The 25,550-nt window shown below is 40.9% G+C and carries 19 protein-coding genes and 1 pseudogene; 9 read left to right on the forward strand and 11 right to left on the reverse strand.

Going from position 1 to position 25,550, the window contains the following annotated elements; all coding sequences use genetic code 11:
- The first annotated feature begins 56 nt into the window (after window positions 1-56).
- Window positions 57-5,435: an ATP-binding sensor histidine kinase gene (locus CDG76_RS07675; protein WP_094348443.1), complete on the forward strand. Its 5,379-nt coding sequence runs from the start codon at window positions 57-59 to the stop codon at window positions 5,433-5,435.
- Window positions 5,436-5,710: 275 nt separating this feature from the next.
- Here CDG76_RS07675 and fabD read toward each other — a convergent pair whose 3' ends face one another.
- From fabD to CDG76_RS07725, 9 genes are all read right to left on the reverse strand, one after another.
- Window positions 5,711-6,592: an ACP S-malonyltransferase gene (gene fabD, locus CDG76_RS07680; protein ID WP_094348444.1), complete on the reverse strand. Its 882-nt coding sequence runs from the start codon at window positions 6,590-6,592 to the stop codon at window positions 5,711-5,713.
- An 88-nt stretch (window positions 6,593-6,680) separates the two neighbouring features.
- The gene (locus CDG76_RS07685) at window positions 6,681-7,673 is read right to left on the reverse strand and encodes a beta-ketoacyl-ACP synthase 3 (RefSeq protein WP_094348445.1); all 993 of its coding nucleotides are present in this window, start codon (window positions 7,671-7,673) and stop codon (window positions 6,681-6,683) included.
- Window positions 7,674-7,828: 155 nt separating this feature from the next.
- Complete coding sequence (plsX, locus tag CDG76_RS07690; RefSeq protein WP_094348446.1) at window positions 7,829-8,851, reverse strand: phosphate acyltransferase PlsX; 1,023 nt, start codon at window positions 8,849-8,851, stop codon at window positions 7,829-7,831.
- Window positions 8,852-9,109: 258 nt separating this feature from the next.
- On the reverse strand, window positions 9,110-10,591 hold the full coding sequence (locus tag CDG76_RS07695; RefSeq protein ID WP_094348447.1) for a leucyl aminopeptidase: 1,482 nt from the start codon (window positions 10,589-10,591) through the stop codon (window positions 9,110-9,112).
- 566 nt (window positions 10,592-11,157) lie between these two features.
- The gene (locus CDG76_RS07705; RefSeq protein WP_094348449.1) at window positions 11,158-12,324 is read right to left on the reverse strand and encodes an EcsC family protein; all 1,167 of its coding nucleotides are present in this window, start codon (window positions 12,322-12,324) and stop codon (window positions 11,158-11,160) included.
- 152 nt (window positions 12,325-12,476) lie between these two features.
- The gene (locus CDG76_RS07710; protein ID WP_094348450.1) at window positions 12,477-12,824 is read right to left on the reverse strand and encodes a type II toxin-antitoxin system PemK/MazF family toxin; all 348 of its coding nucleotides are present in this window, start codon (window positions 12,822-12,824) and stop codon (window positions 12,477-12,479) included.
- Window positions 12,821-13,057 carry a hypothetical protein gene (locus tag CDG76_RS07715; RefSeq protein ID WP_094348451.1) on the reverse strand — a complete coding sequence of 79 codons (237 nt, stop codon included), beginning with the start codon at window positions 13,055-13,057 and terminating at the stop codon, window positions 12,821-12,823. The genes CDG76_RS07710 and CDG76_RS07715 overlap by 4 nt, the downstream gene beginning before the upstream one ends.
- Before the next feature lie 170 nt (window positions 13,058-13,227).
- The gene (locus CDG76_RS07720; protein ID WP_094348452.1) at window positions 13,228-14,046 is read right to left on the reverse strand and encodes an alpha/beta fold hydrolase; all 819 of its coding nucleotides are present in this window, start codon (window positions 14,044-14,046) and stop codon (window positions 13,228-13,230) included.
- Between the two features lie 246 nt (window positions 14,047-14,292).
- Entirely contained in the window at window positions 14,293-15,018 is a 726-nt protein-coding gene (locus CDG76_RS07725) for a lysophospholipid acyltransferase family protein (protein WP_094348453.1), read from the reverse strand.
- A 379-nt stretch (window positions 15,019-15,397) separates the two neighbouring features.
- Here CDG76_RS07725 and metG point away from each other — a divergent pair, with 379 nt between their 5' ends.
- The 5 genes from metG (at window position 15,398) to menH (ending at window position 20,551) form a co-directional block, all read left to right on the forward strand.
- Window positions 15,398-17,002: a methionine--tRNA ligase gene (metG, locus tag CDG76_RS07730; protein ID WP_094348454.1), complete on the forward strand. Its 1,605-nt coding sequence runs from the start codon at window positions 15,398-15,400 to the stop codon at window positions 17,000-17,002.
- A gap of 166 nt (window positions 17,003-17,168) precedes the next feature.
- A complete protein-coding gene (locus tag CDG76_RS07735; protein ID WP_094348455.1) occupies window positions 17,169-17,798 on the forward strand; it encodes a LabA-like NYN domain-containing protein in 630 nt (209 codons plus the stop codon).
- Between the two features lie 44 nt (window positions 17,799-17,842).
- Complete coding sequence (lptC, locus tag CDG76_RS07740; RefSeq protein WP_094348456.1) at window positions 17,843-19,009, forward strand: LPS export ABC transporter periplasmic protein LptC; 1,167 nt, start codon at window positions 17,843-17,845, stop codon at window positions 19,007-19,009.
- A 92-nt stretch (window positions 19,010-19,101) separates the two neighbouring features.
- Window positions 19,102-19,503 carry a metal-sensing transcriptional repressor gene (locus CDG76_RS07745; RefSeq protein WP_094348457.1) on the forward strand — a complete coding sequence of 134 codons (402 nt, stop codon included), beginning with the start codon at window positions 19,102-19,104 and terminating at the stop codon, window positions 19,501-19,503.
- A gap of 229 nt (window positions 19,504-19,732) precedes the next feature.
- Window positions 19,733-20,551 carry a 2-succinyl-6-hydroxy-2,4-cyclohexadiene-1-carboxylate synthase gene (gene menH / locus CDG76_RS07750; RefSeq protein WP_094348458.1) on the forward strand — a complete coding sequence of 273 codons (819 nt, stop codon included), beginning with the start codon at window positions 19,733-19,735 and terminating at the stop codon, window positions 20,549-20,551.
- 24 nt (window positions 20,552-20,575) lie between these two features.
- Here menH and CDG76_RS07755 read toward each other — a convergent pair whose 3' ends face one another.
- Window positions 20,576-21,223 carry a glycoside hydrolase family 24 protein gene (locus CDG76_RS07755; protein ID WP_190240787.1) on the reverse strand — a complete coding sequence of 216 codons (648 nt, stop codon included), beginning with the start codon at window positions 21,221-21,223 and terminating at the stop codon, window positions 20,576-20,578.
- Between the two features lie 790 nt (window positions 21,224-22,013).
- Here CDG76_RS07755 and hpsJ-B point away from each other — a divergent pair.
- From hpsJ-B to CDG76_RS07775, 3 genes and pseudogenes are all read left to right on the forward strand, one after another.
- Window positions 22,014-22,856, forward strand: a complete 843-nt coding sequence (gene hpsJ-B / locus CDG76_RS07765; RefSeq protein ID WP_094348461.1) for a hormogonium polysaccharide biosynthesis protein HpsJ — start codon at window positions 22,014-22,016, stop codon at window positions 22,854-22,856.
- 126 nt (window positions 22,857-22,982) lie between these two features.
- Window positions 22,983-23,891, forward strand: coding sequence for a glycosyltransferase family 2 protein (locus CDG76_RS07770; RefSeq protein WP_094348462.1), 909 nt, complete (start codon window positions 22,983-22,985; stop codon window positions 23,889-23,891).
- A gap of 622 nt (window positions 23,892-24,513) precedes the next feature.
- Window positions 24,514-25,277, forward strand: a pseudogene (locus tag CDG76_RS07775) (DUF502 domain-containing protein).
- Here CDG76_RS07775 and CDG76_RS37145 read toward each other — a convergent pair.
- On the reverse strand, window positions 25,255-25,494 hold the full coding sequence (locus tag CDG76_RS37145) for a hypothetical protein (protein WP_190240788.1): 240 nt from the start codon (window positions 25,492-25,494) through the stop codon (window positions 25,255-25,257). The pseudogene CDG76_RS07775 and the gene CDG76_RS37145 sit on opposite strands and share 23 nt — an antisense overlap.
- Window positions 25,495-25,550 lie beyond the last annotated feature (56 nt).

The following is a 25,550-nucleotide window of genomic DNA, read 5'->3' on the forward strand; positions in this document are numbered from 1 at the left end:
GAATTACTTCACCCATCTGGGAACACTAAATCTAGAAATCTTTAGAATTTAGCAGTATGTTTCTCACTACAGTCAGTATTCCTGGATACAAGGTTAGCGAACAACTCTACAACGGTTCTCGAACCCTGGTTTATCGCGGTTATCGAGAAACTGACTCATTACCTGTAGTGATTAAATTGCTCAAAAATCCTTATCCGAGTTTCAGCGAACTCTTATCGTTTCGTAATCAGTACACCATAGCTAAAAATCTCAACTCACCTCTAATCATCCAAACCTACAGCTTGGAACCGTATCAAAATGGCTATGCGTTGGTGATGGAAGATTTTGGCGGGATTTCTCTTAAAGATTATTTCATCTCTAACCAGACGCGACATACCGCTTTTCTACAAGAGTTTTTACTAATTGCGATCGCACTGTGCAATACCTTAGATATACTCTACCGCGAACGGATTATTCATAAAGATATCAAACCCGCCAATATTCTAATTAATCCCGAAACCAAACAAGTTAAATTAATTGACTTTAGTATTGCATCTCTGCTACCACGAGAAACCCAAACGCTGATCAGTCCAAATGTATTAGAAGGGACACTCAGTTATTTATCACCAGAACAAACAGGCAGAATGAATCGAGGGATTGACTATCGAACTGATTTTTATGCTCTAGGTGTAACTTTTTACGAATTACTAACTGGAAGATTACCATTTAAATCAAACGATCCAATGGAGTTGCTGCATTGTCATATTGCAAAAGTTCCAGAAAAAATCAAAAGCGAAGAAATTCCGCAAGTGATTTCAGATATTGTCATGAAATTGATGATGAAAAATGCTGAAGATCGCTATCAGAGTGCATTAGGGTTAAAATTTGATTTAGAAAAATGTTTACATCAGCTAAAAGCAACTGCCAGAATTGATAACTTTGAAATTGCCCAAAGTGATGTGTGCGATCGCTTTATTATTCCCGATAAACTCTATGGACGAGAAGCCGAAATAGCCGCCCTCATTGAAGCCTTTGAAAGAGTTAGCAAAGGTGCAACTGAAATGATTCTGGTCGCTGGTACTTCAGGCATTGGTAAAACTGCCGTTGTTAACGAAGTTCATAAACCGATTGTGCGCCAACGCGGTTACTTTATCAAAGGCAAATATGACCAATTTCAACGGAATGTTCCCTTTATCGCCTTTGTACAAGCATTCCGAAATTTAATGGGTCAATTATTAACAGAAAGTAATGCTCAAATTCAGCAATGGAAAAGTAAAATCTTAGAAGCTTTAGGTGAAAATGGACAAGTAATTATTGACGTGATTCCCGAATTAGAAAGAATTATTGGCAAACAAACGCCAGCCATAGAATTATCAGGAAGCGCATCACAAAATAGATTTAATTTATTATTGCAAAAATTTACTCAAGTTTTCACTAGCGTTGAACATCCATTAGTAATATTTTTAGATGATTTGCAGTGGGCTGATTTGGCATCACTGAAATTAATGCAGTTATTAATGGCTAATACAAAGTATCTTTTATTAATTGGTGCTTATCGAGATAATGAAGTCAGCCCAGTGCATCCGTTGATGTTGAGTGTCAGTGAGATGCAAAAAACAGCAGCAACTATTAACACAATTACTTTAGCACCATTAAGTCAAGGGGATGTGAATCAATTAATTGCTGCAACGCTTAAATGTTCAGAAGCTTTAGCATTACCAATTTCACAGATAGTTTATCAAAAAACTTTTGGTAATCCATTTTTTGATACTCAATTTCTTAAATCATTATACCAGGATAGGCTAATTACATTTAACTTGACAGAGGGCTACTGGCAATGTGACATCACGCAAATTAGTCAGCAAGCAGTCACAAATGATGTAGTTGAATTCATGGTATTGCAATTGAGAAAGCTATCACAGCCAACTCAAGATGTTTTGAAATTAGCTGCTTGTATTGGAAATCAGTTTGATTTGAAAACATTGGCAGTTGTTTCAGAACAATCGCAAGCAGAAACGGCAACTAATTTGTGGAATGCATTGCATGAGGGTTTGATTTTACCTACTAGTGAGGTCTATAAATTTTATCTTAGTGAGGGAAGTCAAGCGATTGCTGAAGAAAGTTCTGAAATTGTTAACTATAAATTTTTACACGATCGCGTCCAAGAAGCTGCATACTCTCTTATCCCTGAAGAACAGAAAAAAGCTACCCATCTACAAATAGGTAAGCTATTACTTCAAAACACACCTGAAATCAAAAAAGAAGAAAAACTTTTTGAAATTGTTAATCAGTTAAATATTGCATTAATACTGATTGTTGATCCAATTGAACGAGAACAACTCCTCAAATTGAATTTAAAAGCGGGTAGGAAAGCACAATTGGCAACTGCTTATACATTAGCAGTTGAATATTTAACAATAGGCTTAGAACTTTTACCTCATGAGAGTTGGTATAGCCAGTATGAGCTAACACTATTACTATATCAATCCATTACAGAAGTACTTTGTCTGAGTGGTGACTTTGAACGCATGGAAAGCTATGCAACTGTCGTTATACAACAAGCAAAAACTCTCCTCGAACAAATTCCTGTCTACAATGTAAAAATTCAAGCTTACATGGCACAGGCACAGCACAAGAATGCTTTGCAAATTGCACTGACTGTTCTTCAATCAATAGGAGTGGAACTGCCTCAACAAGTCAATCAAATTGATATCGAGTCTGAACTGGAACAAACAAAACGTCTTTTGGCAGATAAACCAGCGATGGATTTACTAGAACTGCCAAAAATGACGGATGAGAATATTCTGGCAGCAATGCGAATTTTGTCGAGCATTATGTCAGCAGCTTACCAAGCAAATCCCCCATTGTTTCGAGTAATTGTATTTAAACAAGTTCAATTGTCAATCCTCTATGGTAATGCTCCAGAATCTACCTATGCTTATGCTAGCTATGGACTTATACTCTGCGGTGTTTTAGGAGAAATTGATACAGGATATGAATTTGGGGAAATGGCATTACTGTTACTTGAACATTTAAATGCTTTCAAAGTTAAATCAAAAACTCTATTTGCAGTAAATTGTTTTATTCGACATTGGAAATCGCCTGTTAAAGACACTTTAAATCCTCTTTTGCAAGCCTATACGAGCGGTTTAGAAACTGGAGATATTGAATATGCTGTAATGTCTGCCTATGTTTTTGGCAGATATGCCTATTTGAGTGGTTATGGATTAGAGGAATTAGCCCAAGCTATGGGAAACTATGGCACAATTATGCACCAGTTTAAGCAAACCACCTATTTGAATTTCAATAGCATCTATTATCAATCAGTTTTGAATTTGTTGGGAATGTCAGATAATCCTTGTTTTTTAATTGGCGAAATTTATGATGAAGTCGCAATGTTACCTCTGCATCAAGCTGCCAGTCAAACTAGTATTATTTGTCAACTTCATTTTTGTAAATTGCTTTTGTGCTATCTCTTTGGCAACTATCAAGAAGCACTAAAAAATGCCGATATTGTCGAGAAATATTTAATCAGTGTGACTGGATTAGTGCTAATTCCAACCTTTTATTTTTATGAATCTTTGACTAATTTAGCTTTATATAAAGACTGCTCAATAACTGAGCAAAAATTAATTATTGAGCGAGTAGCAGAAACTCACAAAAAACTCAAAAAATGGGCAGAAAGTGCGCCACAAAATTATGCTCACAAATGCAACTTGGTAGAAGCTGAAAGCTTTCGGATATTAGGACAAAAAACTGAAGCAATAGAATTCTACGATCGCGCCATATCTCTTGCCAAAGAAAACGCTTACATTCAAGAAGAAGCACTTAGCAACGAACTAGCAGCCAAATTCTACCTCGACTGGGGTAAAGAAAAAATCGCCCAAGTCTATATACAAGAAGCATACTACTGCTACGCCCGTTGGGGAGCAAAAGCCAAAGTTAATCACTTAGAAAAAACTTATCCCCAACTACTCCAACCCATCTTGCAACACCAACGAATCAATCTCAATCCCTTAGAAACCATTGCTTTTCGTGGCACCTCCTCATCTTCTAGCACTGGCAGCACTAGTATTGCTAATGTTCTGGATTTTACCTCTGTTTTCAAAGCTGCTCAAGCTATTTCCAGTTCTCTAAAATCAGATCAACTCATTGCCAGCCTCACTCGCATTATCCTAGAAAACTCTGGGGCGAAAAAAGCTGTACTCATTCTTCCCCAAGATGATGACACTTGGCAAGTTAGAGCAATTACCTTTATTGAGCATGAGGAAATACAAACTATCCTCAACTCAGAATTACTAGACAATTGTCAAGATATTCCCGTAAAAATTATCAATTATGTCAAAAATACTCAACAAACAATTGTTATAGACAATTGCAAAACAGATATTCCTGGGGTAATTGGGAAATATATGTTGGAACATCAACCTCAAAGTGTGTTGTGTGTCCCGATTATTAATCAAGTGCATTTGGTAGGAATTCTCTACCTAGAAAATAGCTTGACTCAAGGGGTTTTTAATAGCGATCGCCTCAGTGTAATTAACCTTCTTTCATCTCAAGCCGCAATATCTCTAGAGAATGCTCGACTTTATCAACAAGCTGGGCAAGCATTACAAGACTTACAACAAGCACAATTACAAGTTGTTCAAAGTGAGAAAATGTCGGCACTGGGTAACTTAGTTGCAGGGGTAGCTCATGAAATGAATAATCCTTTGGGCTTTATTTCTGCCAGTCTCCAACAAGCTAAACCCACTATTGCAGATATTTTTGAACACTTAAAACTATATCAAGAAAGTCTACTAAATCCGAGTGATAAAATTAAAGACCATGCCGAAGATATTGACTTAGATTATAGTTTATCAGACTTACCGAAGATAATTGATTCTATGACAATGGCGTGCGATCGCCTCCGCAACATCAGCACCAGTCTTCGCACTTTTTCCCGTGCTGACAAAGATTACAAGGTGCCTTTTAATATCCACGAAGGTATTGACAGCACTATTTTAATTCTCAAACATCGTCTGAAAGCTAATGAAGAACGTCCAGAAATTGAAGTGGTCACTGATTACGGTAATTTGCCTCAGATTGAATGTTTTCCTGGGCAATTAAATCAGGTATTTATGAATATTCTGGCAAATGCCATTGATGCGCTAGATGAATCAAATAGGGGACGGACTTTTGAGGAGATTAAGAAAAATCCCAACCGAATTACAATTAAAACCTCAGTAGAAAATAAAGGCGTGAAAATTGCGATCGCGGATAATGGCAATGGGATAAGTGAAGAAGTGAAACAAAAGATATTTGACCACTTATTTACTACAAAAGGCGTGGGTAAAGGTACGGGGTTAGGATTAGCGATCGCTCGGCAAATTGTCGTAGAAAAACATGGAGGAGTGATTGAGGTAGATTCTAGACCAGGCGAAGGTACTGAATTTGCGATCCAGCTATCTCTGTAGCATATACATCCATCTGCACATCCATAGGAACTTTCAGGAAATCTTACTTATCTCTGCTACTCCATGCTTACCGTGGTCTTTGAGGTGTAGCCATGTTGTTAAGAATCGCCCTACCTTAACTTACCCACAAAACACTAATGAATGTGACAACAATAGTCCTACAATTCCTCATCCCGCCACACTACAGGTTGGTAGGAGTACCCTTGCAGAGTTCTAGATAGCACTGCAAATAATGATTTTCGTGTCTTCACCCTACCTAATAGAAGCTAAAAAAATTAAACAGGTAAATCACTAGCATTCTGGATGTTTTGTAAAATCAAATCAGGGCTATTACGTTTAACCAAGCCAGTTAGAACTTTACCAGGGCCAATTTCCATTACTCGCTCGATACCGTTAACTGGTAATTGCAGACAAATTTCTCGCCATCTTACAGAACCAGTCATTTGTTTATTCAGGCGTTGCTTTAAAATCTCGGCATCAATAGACGGAATTGGTTCGACATTAGACAGCACTGGCACAATCGCGGGTTGAAATTCCACAGATTCTAAAATGTCTTGAAATTCCGCAGCTGCTGGTGCTATTAAATGTGAATGAAATGCTCCAGAAACTTTTAGGGGAACCGCACGCTTTGCTTTAACTTGAGTCATCACCGCTTGTACAGCCTCAGTCGTGCCTGAAATTACCACCTGAGCCGAACTATTATCATTTGCTATCACTACATCAGGCGTTTGGGCAATGACTTTTTCTAATTGTTCGCGGTCAAAGTTCATCAAAGCTGCCATCATCCCATCGATGGAACTATCCATAAGTTCTGCACGGCGCTTCACCAGATATAAACCAGCCGACCACTCAAAGACACCCGCTATATAAAGGGCAGTATATTCTCCCAAACTGTGGCCAGCAACTAAATCTGGCTGGTGTCCTCGTTCTCGAAGCAGGTCAGCAAGAATGCTTTCAACCACGTAAAGACTTGGCTGAGTATACAGTGTCTGTGATAACTTCTCTTCTTGAGTTTGACAAATTTCAGTTACAGACCAGCCCAAAATATCCTCAGCTTTGGCAAGCTTGTCTTTAGCGGACGGTATATCTAGTAAATCCATTCCCATTCCCAGCGTTTGGGAACCTTGTCCGGGAAACACCCATGCAGTTTTTGTCATTTGTCAATAGTCAGTGGTCATTGGTCATTTGTCATTTGTCATTGGTCATTCACAAAGGACAAATGACTAATGACTAATGACAAAATATTTATCTTCCCCATTGAAAGATTGCCGCGCCCCAGGTAAGACCGGCACCAAAGCCGGATGTCGCAACGATGTCATTGGGTTTAATTTTACCTTGTCGTACTGCTTCATCTAAAGCTAAGGGGATGGAAGCAGCTGAGGTATTGCCGTACTGGGCGAGATTACTGATAACTTTATGTTCTGGGATATTCAGGCGTTGGGCAACAGAATCGATAATCCGCTGATTAGCTTGATGCAATATCAGCCAATCTATTTGATCGACGTTGATATTGGCTTGAAATAATGCTTTATCAATGATTTCTGGCACTTTTTGCACAGCAAAACGATAGACTTCTTTGCCGTTCATCGTAATCGGTTGGTAAGTGCCTTTGGTGATATTTATATCAGTCAGCAGTTCTTGGGAAGTACCTGCATAAGCAAGGTTGAGGTAATGGTTTTGAGTACCATCACTTTTAAGTGCAAATCCTAATAAGCGATCGCTTTTGGCAGCTTGTAATACCACTGCTCCAGCACCGTCACCAAATAATACACAAGTCCGGCGATCTTCCCAATCTACCCAGCGAGAGAGGATATCTGCCCCTATCAATAGTACGTTTCTATAGACACCAGTTCTAATGTATTGGGCTGCTGTAACCAAACCAAACACAAAGCCGGAGCAGGCAGCGGTCAAGTCAAAGGCGACTGCGTTGGTGGCTCCCAATTTAGCCTGTACTTGACAAGCACTACCAAACAAATCATCAGGGGTGGAAGTCGCTAGCAGAATCAGGTCTAGGTCTTCTGGTTTAATTCCTGAAGCTGCGATCGCCTGACTGCTGGCGGCAGTCGCGAGTACACTCAAGGACTCAGATGGCAATGCTAATCGCCGTTGACGAATTCCCGTTCTTGTGGCAATCCACTCATCTGATGTTTCAACTAGTTCACTTAATGTATCGTTGTGTAGGGAAGTTGCTGGTACTGCCGAGCCGCTTCCGGTGATTGCTACGCCTAAGTTTTGCACTCTTTATCTCCCAAGCTATCAGCTTTTTGTCTTTTGTCCTTTGTCCTTTGTCCTTTGTCAGTTGTCCTTTGTCCTTTGTCCTTTGTCAGTTGTCCTTTACAAATGACGAATGACTAATGACTAATGACTAATGACCAATGACTAATGACCAATGACTAACCGCTCTCGCGCTCTAGGATATATTGGGACTGAATTCGTTGTATCACCTGGTTGTCAACAGCTTCTTTTGCCATGCGAATTGCATTAAAAATTGAAGGTGCTTGGGAGCTACCGTGACCGATAAAACAGACTCCTGCCACGCCTAGCAGTAAAGCACCACCATGTTCTGCGTGATCCATTCGCTGCTTAATCCGCTTCAGGTTTGGTTTTAAGAGTGCGGAACCGATTTGACCGTGCAATCCTTGGGGTAATTCTTCCCGCAAAATTTGCAGAATCACTTCTCCAACGGCTTCGGCAAATTTTAACAATACATTGCCTACAAAACCATCGCAGACAATTACATCAAAGCGACCGGAAAGCACATCCCGCCCTTCAGCATTGCCAATAAAATTAATTTGGGAATTTTCGCGTAGCAGTTGGTGGGCGCGGACGGCTGCATCATTGCCCTTAGAGTCTTCTTCACCGATATTCAGCAAACCCACCTTCGGTTCATCTGTACCCAAGACATACTTACTGTAAGCCGATCCCATAACGCCAAACTGCTCTAAAAACTTGGGGCGGCAATCTACATTAGCGCCAACATCAAGTACCAGCACTGGCTTACCAGCAATAATTGTGGGGAAAACTGTCCCAATAGCTGGGCGTTCGATTCCTGGCAATCGTCCTAAGCGGAGCAAAGCTGATGCCATAGCGGCTCCAGAATGACCAGCAGAAAATACGGCATCTGCCTTTTGCTGCTTGACCAAATCCATCGCCACATTGATAGAAGCCTTGCGTTTGCGTCTAACTGCATTTAAAGGCTCCTCATCCATCGCGATCGCTTCTTCAGCAGTCACGATCTCTACCTGCCCTAAACTTGTTTTTGATGGCAAGGCAGCTTCTATTTGTTGGGGATCGCCAACCAAAAATATATCTACACCCAATTCTTCTCTTGCTCGCAATGCGCCAGCAACGATTTCACCGGGTGCATGATCCCCTCCCATTGCGTCAATTGCGATCCGTACGCGAGTCGATCCCATTGCTCACAGCTTCTAGAAACCTTACAAATTTTACCAGATGGCAAAGCCCGAAAAAGCTTAATTTTCTGACCGCCAAATTAATTCTGTTACTATTGCAACAATTTTTGCTGGCAAGCTCAAGATAGCACGAATTTGGGGATTGGGGATTGGGGATTGGGGATTGGGAAAGAGAAGGCAGGAGGCACAAGGCAGAAGTTTTTGATTTTTGATTTTTGAATTGATTGCTGCCTTATCTCCCCAGTCCCCAGTCCCCAGTCCCTAGTCCCCAGCACCCAGCACCCAATCAACTAACGTCCGAACGCCGTAGCCAGTTGCCCCTGCGCTGTTGTAACCATTTTCTTTATCTGTCCACACTGGGCCAGCAATATCTATGTGCGCCCAAGGGGTTTGTTTAACGAATTCCTTGAGGAAAAGGGCAGCAGTAATTGCACCACCCGGACGCGGCCCTGTATTTTTCATGTCCGCAATACCAGACTTTAACCCTTCAAAATATTTTTCTTCCATTGGCATCCGCCAAATCTTTTCCCCTGAAGTTTGGGCAGCTTTCTCGATTTGGGAAGCTACAGCATCATCGGGAGTGTACAAACCAGCAATATCGTCACCCAAGGCAATGACGTTGGCACCAGTCAGGGTAGCTAAATCAACGATCGCATCTAATCCCAATTTGTCGGCATACACCAAGGCATCTGCGAGGGTCAAACGTCCTTCAGCGTCGGTGTTGTTCACTTCGATTGTTTTGCCGTTTGATGCTGTGAGAATGTCTCCAGGGTGCATGGCGTGACCGCTAATCATGTTTTCAGCCGCTGCTGAGATGAAGTGAACTTCAACATCTGGCTTAATTTGAGCAATTGCTTTTGCTGCCCCCAAGGTAGCAGCTGCACCCCCCATATCCATCTTCATGGTTTCGATGCCGCTACCAGCACCTTTAATGTTAAGTCCACCGGAATCGAAGGTTACACCTTTACCAATAATTGCTAATTTCTTTTTGGGTGTACCTTCTGGCTTATAAGTTAGGTGAATAAATTTCGGTGGCAAATCGGAAGCTTGGGCTACTCCCAAAAATGCACCCATGCCTAACTTTTCACAGTCTTCTTTTTCCAGAATTTCTAGTTGTAAACCGTATTCCTTGGCGATCGCTTGAGCCGTTTCCGCTAAAGTAAGTGGTGTTACCGCGTTGGCTGGTGCTGCCACTAATTGCCGTGCCAAATTTACCCCGGAAACAATTTGATTGGCGCGGGTGATGGCAGCTTCTTGTCCACCGAAACCCAGTAAATCTACACTTTCTATTTGTGAACCTTTATCTTCTGGTTCTGATTTAAAGCGAATATCTTGGTAAAGTGCTAATTCCACACCTTCTGCGATCGCTTGGGCACTGGCTGCTGGATCGTTATTCCACAATGGAAAACTAAAACCCAAAATTTTGCTTTTTTGCTTTTTTCCTACCCTGGCTACAGCCGCAGCAGCACGGCGCAGAGTATCTAGTTTTAGTGAATCTGGTTTACCTAAACCTACCAAAATCAATTTCCGCACTGGGCTACCAGCATTTACACGGGTGAAAATAGTGCTATTGGCTTTACCTTTAAATTCTTCTTCAGCAATCAGTTCTTTTAAAACCCCAGAAAAGTTTTGATCTAAAGTAGCTAGTTCTCCGGTTAACTCTACTGCATCTTCAAATAATCCAATTGCCAAACTATCGCCTGCCCACTCTAGTAAAGGCTTATCACTAGGTTGAATTGTCATTTTGGGATTTTGTGTAAATATTCCTTCTTGTACCAGTATTGCTCAAAATTCTTGTTTCATGGTGAGGGGAGTGGGTATCCCTTCGGCTTCGCTCAGGGCAAGTGGATATGGGGAAGCAGGGGTCAGTAGCTATAATTTAGCCAATTGGTATAAATAGCACTCATTAACGAGTCTTTGATCCTCATTAATCCACCTCAGAACTCCGTTAATGAGTCTTTGCTCCTCGTCAATCCACCTCAGAACTCCGTTAATGAGTCTTTGCTCCTCGTCAATCCATTTTAGAACTCCGTTAACGAGTCTTTGCTCCTCGTCAATCCACCTCAGAACTCCGTTAACGAGGCTTTGATACTCGTTAATAAAGCTATGATCTCCATTCTTTTACCTGACTTTTCACATTATGTGGAAAAGTCCACCAAAAACCTAACACCCTAACCCCCTTCCCGACGCGGAAAGGGGGAATATTCAAAGTCTCTCTCCTACAAGGAGAGAGATTTAGAGAGAGGTTTTCCAGATACCGTGAAAAGTCAGATTCTTTTACGTCCTCCTTCTTGCCCCATGCCCAATGCCTATTCCCCAATTTTGTTTGTGTCAATGTCAAATTTGTTGGCGATCGCTGCTATTATTTCTTGCTCAAGTGGTGTAGTCTTATTGTCAAGCTGGGCAATTTTTTCACACTGAACGAGCAAAGGTATAGCAAAATCACGATTCAGCTGATTGAGCAGTATATCTAAAGACTTAGGTGATTTGATATTTTGGGCAATGGCATCCAACGAGGTAGGACTGAGTTTTACAGCTTGTAATTCTGGCAAAATTTCTTCCAAAGTCTTATTTGGATGGCTAGCCAAAATCATGTGAACTAAGATTTGATCCATGACGGCTTCTTGAGCGATCGCACTTTCTAGATACTTTTCACTTTCAGCTTTTAATGTTGCTAATGTCTGTGGCGATGCCAGAGAAGTAGATTCATCCAGCTTGGTTTCGTAAAATCGACAAGCAGCATACCCCAATGAATAGATCATCGTTGCATTTGAACTAGCTCCAATAACTGCACCTGCCAAGGGCACATTTCGCAGCAAGCCTAATCCCGCAGCTTTCAACAAACGCCCTCCACCCAAAGCCAACCCAAAAATTGCCAAAATTTCACCTTTACGGGCAGGATCTTTTAAATCTAGCCCGTAGACAGATGCAATTTGATAAAGCATTTCTGACTGCAATTTTGTTGTGGCTGTTAAATCAATTGCCAATAATGCCACTGCTATTCCTGGCAAAAAACTAGTAGCTAGTCCAACTGTGGCTGCTTGAGTTGCTTTTTCCACCATGATTCGGTGAGCAAGCTGGCTGGGTGATTCATTTGGATACTGTTTCTTAAGCTTGTTTACCGCCGCTTCTGCTTGTTCTAAATCAACAAGGTTACTATCGTTAATGAGCCAATTGAGATTTAAGACTCCAGATAGTTTTCTAATCAGCCAATTTTCGCTGAGGCGATTCACAAACTGACCGCTGGTTTGAGTTGTTTGCTCAATTAACTTGTGTGTTTCTTTTGCCGTCGCTTCTCCCACCCCTACTGCTGTATCTAAAACTGCTTGGCCAGTCTGAACAACAGTTTTAACAAAAGACTCTAATACAGACGGTTCATTTTCTATTGATGATTGAGCCTGAATTCCTACTTCTGAAGTCTCTCTGGGTGAATTAACTAATTTATTCACCTCTATTTCTTGGGGTTTGTCTGCCATTGCTTGACACCATCTTGTAAAGCCTCTCTCTTTTGGTTGTAGCGAAGTTTGAGGGGCTTTGACATCTCTCGATAAGTACAATTCGTCAGAGCAAATAGGAATTATTCTGAGCTTTAACTATAGACATAAGATGGATGACAGAGGTTGTGATTTTACCACTGATAACCTAATGTCAATAACACTTTACCTTCTAAAATAGTGAGTACTTCTGGAGTCAGAACGCCCACTTTTGTTTGCAATCTTGTTTTATCAATTACCCGCAATTGGTGGCAAAGAGCAACTGAATCCCGTTCTAATCCACCTTCACTACTTTGAATTAATAAACAGGTTGGCAAAGACGCACGACGCAAATTTGTTGTTAAAGGAATGGTGATGATAGTGGTAGATAATTCGGCGACGATATTATCTTGAAAGATAATAACTGGTCTTGTGCCTCCTTGTTCAGAACCCTTGCTAGGGTCTAAATTGGCTAGCCATACTTCACCTCGTTGAACCCTCATCTTAAATCTTCTTGTGTAAGAAGTTCTGCATATTCATCTAATCCTGCTTCAGCTAGTTGACGATCTTCCTGGGCAAATTCAGTATAAAGAGCAGCTATTTGATTTTTATCTATTTGCCAGCTAATATTTTTGCTACGGAATTTGAGGAAGGCAATAAAATCACTAACTTGTTTGAGTTGTTCTTCATTCAATTTGTCTAATTCTTGTCCAAGTAAGTCTTTGAGAGCAACCATTTGAGAGTCTCCAAAAATACATGGTTAAGGTTTTTGAGGACGCAAGTATTGTTTGAAAGTGATGAGATATTAGATGTCCTTTTCCCTATCTTCTCACCGAACTAAGCAAAAGTTAAAAAACAAAAGAAAAAATGGTTGCGATCCGCATGAATTTATGTGTATCACACTTTTTACTTTTTAACTCTACCTATATCAGCTTTACTTTCTAAAAAGTCGTTATCCTTAAGAATTTCATAGAGATTAGTATCTTGCTCTAGCAAGCAAGCGTGTCCACAATGGGGCAACACCACAATCTTGTTATTTGGTAAGATGTTCGCTATCCGGTTCACTTCGCTTACAGAAGGCAAAAGGCGATCGCTAGCACCAGCAATCAATAAAACTGGTTGAGTTAAGCGACCTAACTTTTCCTCATCAATATTAAACTCTCGCAGTAAAGACAACCGCCAAAGAACGGTTTCTGCCGGGACAGAACGCATAGTTTTCAGCAAATCGTGGCGATCGCTGCGAGAAATGCGTGACAAAGATGCTAAAAATGGCAACAAGCCTAGTGCGCCAACATCATACAATCCTGATGGCACTAAGTAAGTTAGCTGGGATGCCCAACTTAACCAAGGGCGAAGATGAAAGGACGAAGCTGGGTTAATTAGGATAATTCGCTTAAATAAATGGGGTGCTTGGATTGCCACTTTCATTGCCAAGCAACCACCAAAGGACTCACCACACAAGTAAACTGGCCTCTGAGAGCTTTTTTCTAATTCGGCGTCGATCAAGTCCAATACACTCTTAGTTAGGGCATCCCAACTGTTAAGGTCTTTCCGGGGGAGCGCCAAAGAGCGCACATCAAAGCCAGTTTCTAATCCTGCGGTTTGCGATCGCAATAGTTGACCAGTTCCATCCATTCCTGGCAAATATACCAATAGTGGATACTCTGGCTGTACTCGTTTAGGAGTCAGAAAACAAGGGTTTAGCTCAACTTCTGTGATAGTCATTGGTCACTTGTACTGAGCGTAGTCGAAGTATTGGTCATTAGTCATTAGTCAATGGTATAAAACTTTTGGACTGCGAATTGTTGCTTTTATTAGCTTCGGTACTTTTGAGCAAAAACAAAAAAGTCTCGGAACAAGCTACTCAAAGTTTTGCAGACAATCCAAAATTGTTCGACTGAGCGGAGCCGTACCCCTGCGGGGAAGCAAGCTACGCGTAGCGTTCCCCAGGAAAGTCCAAATCGAATAGCTTTAATAGCAACCTTGAAGCAGTAAATTGCTAATTTCATCCTGACAGTGTTGTGTCAGTTCAGCCACAACAGTTCTGGCTTGTTTGCCATGATATTTTTTATGATGTTGGGGCGTAATCCAATAAGGACGACCGATTAACACCGCAACTCGACGATAAATTACCAAGGGATGCCAACCACTTTGATTAAATAAAGGTTCTGAAGGGTCGAATACACTTAAAAGTCTTAATGGGAAGCCATTGGTGTTTATTTCTTCTAAGGAAGCGATCGCGATCGGCAAAATAGCTAAATCCTGCACATTCGCCCGCAAAGCCAAATGGGCAAATCCCCGATGAAACTCACCCACCTGGTTTGGCTGAGTAAATTTCACCATTGGTTCAGTCCCTTCTGGAAATACTCCCACCATCTGCTTGGACTGCAATAGCACCTGCGACTGCAAAAAAAAGCTTTGCAGGCGGTTTTGAGTTTCTTCCAAAGGAAAACACCCCAATTGACCGGTGACAATCTCTCGCATGACTGGAACTTGTCCCATGTAGTGATGGCAAGCAAAGCGAATCGGACTCGATAACGCCGCCATTAAAATCAGTGCATCCATAAAGCTACGATGATTGCTGACTACCAAGACGCTCGCATCCTGGGGAATGCGGTCTTCGTAATAGCGGAACATTTGCGTTGAGAATGCCGCCACCAAAGCGCGAGAAATCTCTAGGGGGCTATTTCCACTCATACCTAATCAATATATTTTCCGGTAAATATGGCAATTTGTCTTAATTTAATTTTTACATTTCTTTACTAATGCCATGACCGTCTTAAGATAGAAATATCTAATCTCCAAAAGCAACTAAATTTTCTGTATTCCCGATTATGTATTCTCAATCACAATAATATCTAATAGAAACTATTCAAAAAAATTATGATTAGTTAATTTCCATTTTTTAGGTAAAAATGAGTTTAATTGATGCATATTAAAAAACAATTCTGGACTTGATAAATTTGCTAGTATGAAGATGTTATTGGAAAAAATAGGAATAATATTGTATAATTGCGTGGTTTTGCCGCTGAAAGCTAAGAGATAAAACCTTTTAATAAGTTAATTTTTATTTTGCATGAATCTAGTGAATAAAAAAGAATTGACATTTGCACTGACCACACCCCTATATTATGTAAACGATGTCCCCCATATAGGCAGTGCTTACACGACGATCGCAGCCGATGTAGTGGCGCGATTTCAGAGATTACTGGGACATCAAGTATTACTAATTACAGGTACAGATGAACATGGGCAAAAAATTCAGCGATCGGCAGAAAATTTAGGCAAAGCGCCACAAGAATTTTGTGATGAAATTGTCCCTAGTTTCGTGAGTTTATGGCAATTATTAGACATTCAATACGATCGCTTTAGTCGGACTACTGCGCCTCGTCATCAAGCGATCGTCAAAGAATTCTTTGAGCGAGTCTGGGAATCTGGTGATATTTACCAAGGACAACAACAAGGCTGGTACTGCGTATCTTGCGAAGAATTCAAAGAAGAACGGGATCTGTTAGAAGGACACCGTTGCCCAATTCATACTAACAAAGAAGTGGAGTGGCGAGACGAACAAAACTATTTTTTCCGCTTATCCAAATATCAAACTAAGCTGACAGAATTTTATCAATCTAAACCGGATTTTATTCAACCAGAAAGTCGGCGCAACGAAGTCCTCAGCTTTGTCAATCAAGGACTGCAAGACTTTTCCATTTCACGAGTGAATTTAGATTGGGGTTTTCCCGTACCAGTTGATCCCAAGCACACTCTCTATGTCTGGTTTGATGCGCTGCTAGGTTATGTCACAGCATTACTAGAACCAGATGCAGAACCGACTTTAGCAAATGCGTTAGAAACATGGTGGCCGATTAATTTGCACCTAATTGGTAAAGATATTCTGCGCTTCCATGCAGTTTACTGGCCAGCAATGCTGTTGTCAGCAGGCTTACCCTTGCCAGAGAGAGTATTTGGACATGGCTTTTTGACTAAAGACGGGCAGAAGATGGGCAAAAGTCTGGGTAACACCCTTGATCCTGTGGCATTAGTTAAGAGCTATGGTAGTGATGCCGTTCGTTATTACTTCCTTAAGGAAATCGAATTTGGTAAGGATGGAGATTTTAATGAAGTTAGGTTCATTAATGTTCTGAATGCAGATTTGGCAAATGATTTAGGTAATTTGCTCAATCGCACTTTGAGCATGGTGAAAAAGTACTGTGCTGAGAATAATGTCCCATCAATCGGCAATGAAGGGATTCCTGACGAAAATCCTTTGAAAGCAATTGGTTTACGTCTAGGGGAACAAGTAAAACAAGCATACCAAGAGCTAGCTTTCAGTCAAGCCTGCGTGGCCATACTTTCACTGGCACAAGCCAGTAATAAGTTTATTGATGAACAGGCTCCTTGGTCATTATATAAACAGGGACAGCAGGAGTCGGTGGAAAAGGTTCTCTACGCAGTTCTAGAATCAGTTAGACTAGCAGCTTATCTGCTATCCCCAATTATTCCGAACATTAGTAGCGATATTTATCAGCAGCTAGGCTTCAGAATAAATTTTAACGATCGAATACAAAGTTCAGTAACTGCTCCTTTTGCCATCCATGCTACATGGGGACTACTATCGAGCAAACAACAGTTGGGTACACCCCAACCGATTTTTAAGCGAATAGAACCCCCGAAAAACGATTAGTCCTTATCAAACTCTGATTTTGTTCAATTTCTTATTTTCTCACAAAATTTATCGTGGCTCAATTTAAATTAGCCGCAGAACATTATCATAAGCCGCTGTGACTAGCATCTAAAAGTTGGTAATTTGTATCAAAAATAACAGGGATAAAAATTGAGGTATCAGAATGATGTTGAATAATTTGGAAAATGATTCAATCTTTACGCCAGAACAGGTTTTGGAGAATCGGGGTAGGGTCGCCATATTTATTGATGGCTCAAATTTATTTTACGCTGCACTGCAACTAGGTATTGAAATAGATTACACGAAGCTATTATGTCGATTAACAGGAGGTTCTAGATTACTGCGTTCTTTTTTCTACACTGGCGTAGATCGGACAAACGAGAAGCAACAGGGGTTTCTGCTGTGGATGCGTCGCAATGGCTATCGAGTCATTGCTAAGGATTTAGTCCAGCTACCAGATGGCTCTAAAAAAGCTAACCTGGATGTAGAAATAGCAGTAGACATGATGGCGTTAGTAGATTCTTATGATACCGCAGTTTTAGTTAGCGGTGATGGAGATTTAGCTTATGCGGTCAATTCGGTCAGCTATCGTGGCGTGCGGGTAGAAGTTGTGAGCTTGCGTTCCATGACCAGCGACAGCTTAATTAATGTAAGCGATCGCTACATTGATTTAGAAGCGATCAAAGAAGATATTCAAAAAACCCCTCGTCAAAGCTATCCATACCGGCCGTTATCTGGTATCGGTTTTTTGGAAGACCCCAGAACTAGTGATGGACACCTAGAAATCCAAGAATAATGGCGTATCAATTTCATAAAAGAGGGAGATGGGGAAAGAGAAAAATGCAAGATTTCTCCTCCACTCCCTCCTTTCTTATTTTACCTTTGACTTTTTTCTTGGTATTTGGTTTAGTTGGCTGCGGGGGCAAATCCCCCCCAGCTTCCCAACAAAATACTGCGGATTCATCTAACAAAGATAGCAATTTGACTTTCTTTGATGTCACTTTAGAACAAGCAGATGAAGTGGGAAGACCAATTTGGAAAGTCAGGGCTAAAACCGCAAAATACACCAAAGAAAAACAAATTGGTCAGGCTGAAAGTCCTTATGGTGAACTATATCAAGATGGAAAAATTGTTTACCAAATCAAGGCAGATGTAGCAGACATTGAACAAGATGGTAAGCAGTTGTTTCTAAAAGGTAAGATATTTGCTACAGATCCTAGTAATGGGATTGTGTTGCAAGGTAATGAATTAGAATGGCGCCCCAAAGAAGATTTGTTGATTGTTCGTAACAAGATTAACGGCACCCATAAAAAACTACAAGCAGTAGCGCAGGAAGTGCGAGTAAAAACCCGTGAACAGCGGATGGAATTTTCTGGAGGAGTGGTAGCAAATTCTATCGATCCCCAGATGCAAGTGAGAACTGAACATTTAATTTGGAATATTAAAGAAGAAAAACTGATTGGCGATCGCCCCCTAGAAATCGACCGCTACAAAGATAATAAAATTAGCGATCGCGGTAAGGGAAATTCTGCCGAAGTCAACTTAAAAACAAAAATTGCCACTGTCCAAAAAAATGCTCAACTAGAATTACTAGACCCACCAATGCAAATATCTAGTAATTCTATGACCTGGAACATGAATACAGAAACTGTCACTACAAACTCGCCCACACGAATGTTCCATCGTGCTGAAAATGTCACAGTGACAGCCAATCAAGGTGAAATGAAAATACCGCAAAAAACCGTTTATTTAAAAGGTAACGTCAATGCTATTGGTCAGCGTCGCCAGTCTCTAAGATCCAATACACTAACTTGGTATTTAGACAATAAGTTAGTTGAAGCTCAGGGAAATGTTGTTTACCGACAAATTGACCCACCATTAAATTTTGTGGGTGAAACAGCAGTTGGTAATCTGCAAACAGAAAATATTGTTGTCAAAGGTGGCAGTTCTAGCGGTAGGGTAGTAACGGAGATTATTCCTCAAGAAAAAGCCAATCGTCAGCAGTAAAGTTAGGTGAATGGGGCCCACCTTCACCCAGAAATTTTGGGTTGGTCGAGTACTAAACTAGGATCTTAGTAATACAAGCCTTTTGATAGCCCATGAATGGATCAAACCGATTAGGTAAGGAATCCTTGCCAACATCCCAGCAAGTAGAACATTCCCACTATCACGATACAGACCACGAGCATACAGATGGTACTCATGGAACTGGAGAGTTGACTCATCCTCATATCCATAGCGAAGAGTCTTTACGGCGAATTGTCAATCGATTATCGCGTATAGAGGGACATGTTCGTGGTATTAAGGCAATGGTGCAGCAAAGTACCCCTTGTCCTGATGTTCTACTGCAAATTGCCGCAGTGCGGGGCGCATTGGATCGAGTCGCGCGAATTGTTTTGGATGAACATTTAACTGAGTGTATTGGTAGAGCCGCACAAGAGGGTAATATTGACGTTGAAATAAAACAGTTAAAGGCTGCTTTAGATCGATTTTTACCTTAAGAATGAGAAAAATAATCTAAAATGCATTCGCAAAATTAGTGATGCACTACCAGCGATATATCAAAATTCAATAGTGTATCCTGAAATTCACTCCAGCGACATCATATTGCCAACTGGTAGATAAGCTATTTTTATAGACTTTCCTTTGTTCACTTTTTCTAATAGGCAACGAGGGAAAAACTTATTACATCAGATAATATGCTGTGCAATGATGATTTTTACCTAGACTATGATTCTAAAAAATTATCAATTTCATTATTCTTTAATTGGCACTCTAGATAAACCACTAATTCTTTTTTTGCATGGCTTCATGGGTAACATGGATGAATTTGATGAAGCCATAAAATTACTATTTAATGAATTTTCCTATTTAACACTTGATCTCCCCGGACATGGCAAAACTCAAGTTTTAGGTGAGGACGAATACTATACAATGGCAAATACTGCTCATCCTTTAATCAACTTACTAGATGAGTTAAAAATTGCCAAATGCTTTTTAGTTGGTTATTCAATGGGTGGAAGATTGGCTTTATACCTAGCCCTGCATTTTCCAGAACGTTTTCATAAAGTTGTGCTTGAGTCAGCTTCCCCAGGTTTACCAACAGCAGCAGAACGATTAGAACGGATTAAAATCGATACACAAATAGGTAGAAAATTAACAAGAATTATTGAAAAAAGCGATTTTGCCGCTTTTTTATCAAATTGGTATAATCAACCGATTTTTGGTTATATAAAAAATCATCCAGAATACGATCGCATGGTTGAAAGTCGGTTGCAGAACAATCCACAGGAATTAGATAAATCGCTGCGCTTTATGGGTACTGGATGTCAACCTTCTTTATGGGAAAAGCTACAATTAAATACAATTCCCATGCTTTTACTAGTCGGTGAATACGATCAAAAATTTATATCTATTAATACAGAAATGGCTAAAATATGTGAATTTGCTCACATAAAAATAATTAGTAATGCTGGGCATAATATCCACTTTGAAAATACCTTCGCGTTTGTGGAAAATATCAAAAGTTTTTTGTCCGCAGCAAATTAAAAAAAATTAATTAGGATAACCTCACTACTTCTTTACTGCCTTGCTAGAAGGAGTTGGGGATGGTGGCAAATTCGGGGCTGTTGGTTGTTTAGCTGCGGTTAATTCTTCTTGTAACATTTTCTGATAAACCTTGGGCAAAGAGTTACTAACAGAATTAGTTTCTATGCCATATCCCAAACTTGTCCAAGTGGGAGAGAGCCGCCGCAAAACATCATTTAACTTTCCCTGACGCAACTGTTGAGAAATATCAGTTCCCCAAACTTTAGAATCATTTAACCAACGGTAAACTACTATATCTTGATATTCTGCTTCAAAACTATAAGCAGTCCAAAACATCATCTGCATCGGCTTTGGGTGATAACGAGGGGCTAAACGATACCAAGTAATGTTGATAATTTGATATCTGCCAGCAGCGGTAGAACAATTACCTGTGTTAGGGCCTGTGATAATTGTGACGCATATCTCAGGATGTCGGCTAAGGTCGTTGACTTGCTGTCCACCGTATAACAGCGAATAGGGACGGTTTCCACTAGCCTCACTTGCCGAGATGGTTCGCATTAAAGCGCGGATATAAGGGTCGCCCTGTTTCATCACCAAAGGCGGCTGTTTATTTTCAAAGATGGGATCGGAAGGCGATCGCAAGTCTCCAATATACCATTGCAACAAATACACAAAGCCGAGAAGCGCGGCTATTGGGCCAATAAGTTTTTCAACACCTTTGAATTCAAAGCCTTTCAGAGTCTAACTCCTTTAAATTCACTCTTTTTGCTAACAAAAATCATCGACGAACTGATTCTAGTAAAGTTCATACCTGATTGTTAGTTATTATTTCTGATTTGCCCATTTTTTTAGGAATTAGCGAAAAAGAGTATAAATACAGGAGTTTCAAGTAACTGAGGTAAAAAATGCAGGACTCACGCATCAGATATAAAGAGTTTCTACCTCCTGCCTCAAAACCCGTAGCTTTCTACTTTATGCAAAAGAAAACTATTCTAACTATAACAAGCGAGATATTCGTAAAAATCCCGGACAAGTATAAACTCAATCACTTCTAGTAGCATTTACTCTCGGTAATAATTGCTTCCTTGCTCAAATCGGACGATAAGTCGATACAACGTCATTGCAAAGGTTTCGATTTAAGTTGACACCGATGCACATCTGTGAACCCTTACAAAAGGTCTGTATTACGACCGATTGAGAACTGCAATCAGGGTGATTGGGTAATTAATGAGTTTGTTCTTCTAGCTCAGTATCAAATTCGTATCTTAAAATACCAGGAATTTCCTGAAGACACTGGAGATAACAAATGTTACTGTGGCCTAGTTAAAAACCAAGAGGCAGATAGCCTTTACCAATATTGAGTCTGCTTTGTGTTTTTACACAATAGTCATAGTCATGGGCACAATATTCAAGTAGCTTGAAATATGAAAATCACTCGTATTCTCCACCAGTTTGAAAAACTATGGTTAACCGTTTTACTTCCGTGACTACTGCTCTCACACTTAAGGTAGTTGGAATAATCTGCATTTTGTCCTTTTTCGTTGACTTTTTGATTCTGTTGTTACCCTTTCAACCCACCGATCGGGTATGGCAAATCAATTTGGCAACAGCGCTTGTCGATCGAGGAATTGTTCCTCTAGTCGGTTTGGGGCTTCTATTTGCTGCCTATTGGATTGAGAATGCCGATCCAGCAAGCGATCGCCCCCAAGGTATCGATTTAAGATTTCCTGCCGCGATTATCTCCAGTATTTTAGGGTTGATGTTCTTGCTGATTTTTCCCCTGCACTTAAATAACGTCAATCAAGCCAAGACTCAAACACTCAACCGAATCACCCAAGAAGCAGATCAGGCAGAAACTCAACTAAACACTCGATTATCGCAATTGCAAGCACAACTGAATACCGATCAAGGAAAAGCGCAACTAGACCAGCTGCGAAACCAAACCAAAGCTCAGTTTAGTGAAATCCTCAAAGATGACCAAAAATATAAGCAAGCAATTGAAAGCCCTCAAATTCCCGCAAATATAAAAGAGTTACTGAAGAAGGCTAAAACAAATCCCCAAGTACTTGACAAAGCTATCGAACAGCAAACAGATATTCAAACGCTGCAAACTCAACAACTGAGCCAAGTTCGCCAGCGCCGAGATGAAGCACTGCAACAAGCTAAAGATACTGCTTGGAAGTCTGGGCTGCGGATTGGTATTAGCAGTTTGCTATTGTCTATTGGTTACATTATCATCGGCTGGACAAGCCTAAGAGGTAGTGGTGCTGTACAAGGTGGTAAACCTAGAACTGCCGCACGCTAATCCACTATTGGCATGGCAGTAGGACGTATCCAAAAATTATTGACGGCTGATACTGCCATGCGCCTAAGAGCTAATAACAATAACAAAGCAATTATCACTGAGTAAAATCGCTATAAAACTTGAGTAATGTTCTCAATTTACATACTGACATATAACGAAGAACTAGATATTGCTGCTTGTATCGAATCGGCGATGTTATCAGATGACATCATTGTTGTGGATTCATGCAGTAGCGATCGCACTGTGGAAATCGCCAGTCGCTATCCCATCCGCGTCGTCCAACACGCTTTTGAAAGCCACGGACGCCAACGCACTTGGATGTTAGAGTCTATCCCCCCGAAGCATCAATGGGTTTATATCCTCGAAGCTGACGAGCGTATGACCCCAGAACTGTTTGCGGAATGCGAAAAGGCAAGTCAGAATCCAGACTACATCGGTTACTACGTGGCTGAACGCGTCATGTTCATGAATCGTTGGATTCGCTACAGCACACAGTATCCGCGTTACCAAATGCGACTCTTCCGCCACGGAAAAGTGTGGTTTACAGACTACGGTCATACTGAGCGAGAAGTTTGTGAGGGTGCAACTAGCTTTTTAAAAGAAACATACCCACACTACACTTGTAGCAAAGGTTTGAGCCGCTGGATTGACAAGCACAACCGTTATTCTACGGATGAAGCTCAAGAAACCTTGTATCAGCTAGAACAAGGAAAGGTTAACTGGCAAGATTTATTCTTTGGCAAATCGGAAGTCGAAAGACGGCGTGCCCTGAAAGATTTGTCTTTACGTTTGCCCGCCAGACCGTTGCTACGGTTTATATATATGTATTTTATCTTAGGCGGATGTTTAGATGGACGCGCTGGAGTCGCTTGGTGTACATTGCAAGCATTCTACGAATACCTGATTTTGCTCAAAGTCTGGGAAATGAAGTATCTACCAAAACCTAATTTAGATGCAACAGCGATTTTGGTACAAGAGAGTACGCAACAGTTGCAGGGCGCGGATTCTGAAACTACACAGGTTGATGCAGCGTGAAAAGACCTGGAGATTAGAAGGATTTCCCGGATAGCGATCGCAAAATTATAGGGCGCCCAGATGTGATATACAGATCCCTGACTTCGTAAAAGTTGTCGGGGATCTTGTTTTTTATAATTTAAGACTCGATAAAACAGACTTCCAAATAAAAAACATCCCAAATTCTCTAGCAGGAAGGGTATCTCCATCGCTTCTATATTCAGGGCGGGCAGGATACTCACCCTACAAGATAGATAATTTATTTCTTGGATAATCCCTAACAAATTACTACTCTTAACAGAATATTTTCATAAAAGCCGCTCCTGCTCAAAAGTGAGTGACTGACCAGATAAAATAATTTATTAGTTTACCCTGTAGTACTTTCACAATCATGAGCAGCTTTTGATTAAGCGCGCTAGATTAATAATAGCCAAGAACTTGCAACAATTATTTACAAGTCTTATAAATAAAAGTAACATCCTCTAAGAATAACCAGTCGCCATCGGATTGGTTAATGTCTATGTGTATGCTTATAGGAAAATAGCTGATTTCCAGCAGCAGGAAACTTGCTAGCGTTTTAGACAGTTACTTGCGGCAGAATCTGCCAAAGTTAAAGCCTTCGGAACTTGACGAATCTGCTGGTATGGATACGAATAACAAAAGTTCCTCTAGCTTAAAACAGGAGAATCGGGCTTGGTAATCGATCGCCTAAAACAGGACTTAAAAAACGACCTAATTGCTGGTTTGTTGGTAATAATTCCCCTAGCAACCACTATCTGGCTAACAATTACCATTGCGACTTGGGTAATCAACTTCCTCACCCAAATTCCTAAACAATTGAATCCCTTTGATGGGTTAAACCCAGTTTTAGTAAATATACTTAATTTATTTGTAGGTTTGGCTGTACCGTTACTAAGTATATTGCTAATGGGCTTGATGGCTCGGAATATAGCTGGGCGGTGGTTGTTAGATTTCGGTGAGCGATTATTACAAGCAATTCCTTTAGCAGGGCAGGTATACAAAACTCTTAAACAGCTTTTAGAAACAATACTGAAAGATTCTAATGGCAAGTTTCGCCGAGTAATTTTGGTAGAGTATCCTCGCCGAGGAATTTGGGCGATCGCTTTTGTTACTGGTGCAATCAGCAGTGATATCCAAGCCCAGATGTCTCGCCCCGTGCTAAGTGTTTTTATCCCCACCACGCCAAATCCGACTACCGGATGGTACGCAGTCGTTCCTGAAGACGAGGTGGTGAACCTTTCCATGTCGATTGAAGACGCCTTTAAAATAGTTGTATCAGGTGGCATTGTCGCCCCCAATACGCCTTTGGTTTTTTCCAACGAGTCCACATTGGAAGTGAAACACAAAGAGATCGAGCAGCAGGTTATTCCCGTTGAAGAAACGTGAAGAAGGGAGGAGGCAGGAGGCAGGAGGCAGGAGGCAGGAGGTTCAATAAAGAATAGTGGCTCACACCCGGATTTCTCACGCATAGTGTAGGCAGAGGGGTGTGGGGAGTGTGGGGAGTGTGGGGGGTAAGACTTCTTCCCCATCCTCCCACACCTCCCACACTTCCCACACCTCCCACACCTCCCACACCTCCCACCCTCTGCCTCTCTGGAATCAATCTGGCATAGTCACAAGCAAATGCGTAATGTTGTTGTTTAACTGTGCCAAAATTGA

It is taken from the genome of Nostoc sp. 'Peltigera membranacea cyanobiont' 210A, assembly GCF_002246015.1.
In the GTDB taxonomy this organism is placed as follows: Bacteria; Cyanobacteriota; Cyanobacteriia; order Cyanobacteriales; family Nostocaceae; genus Nostoc.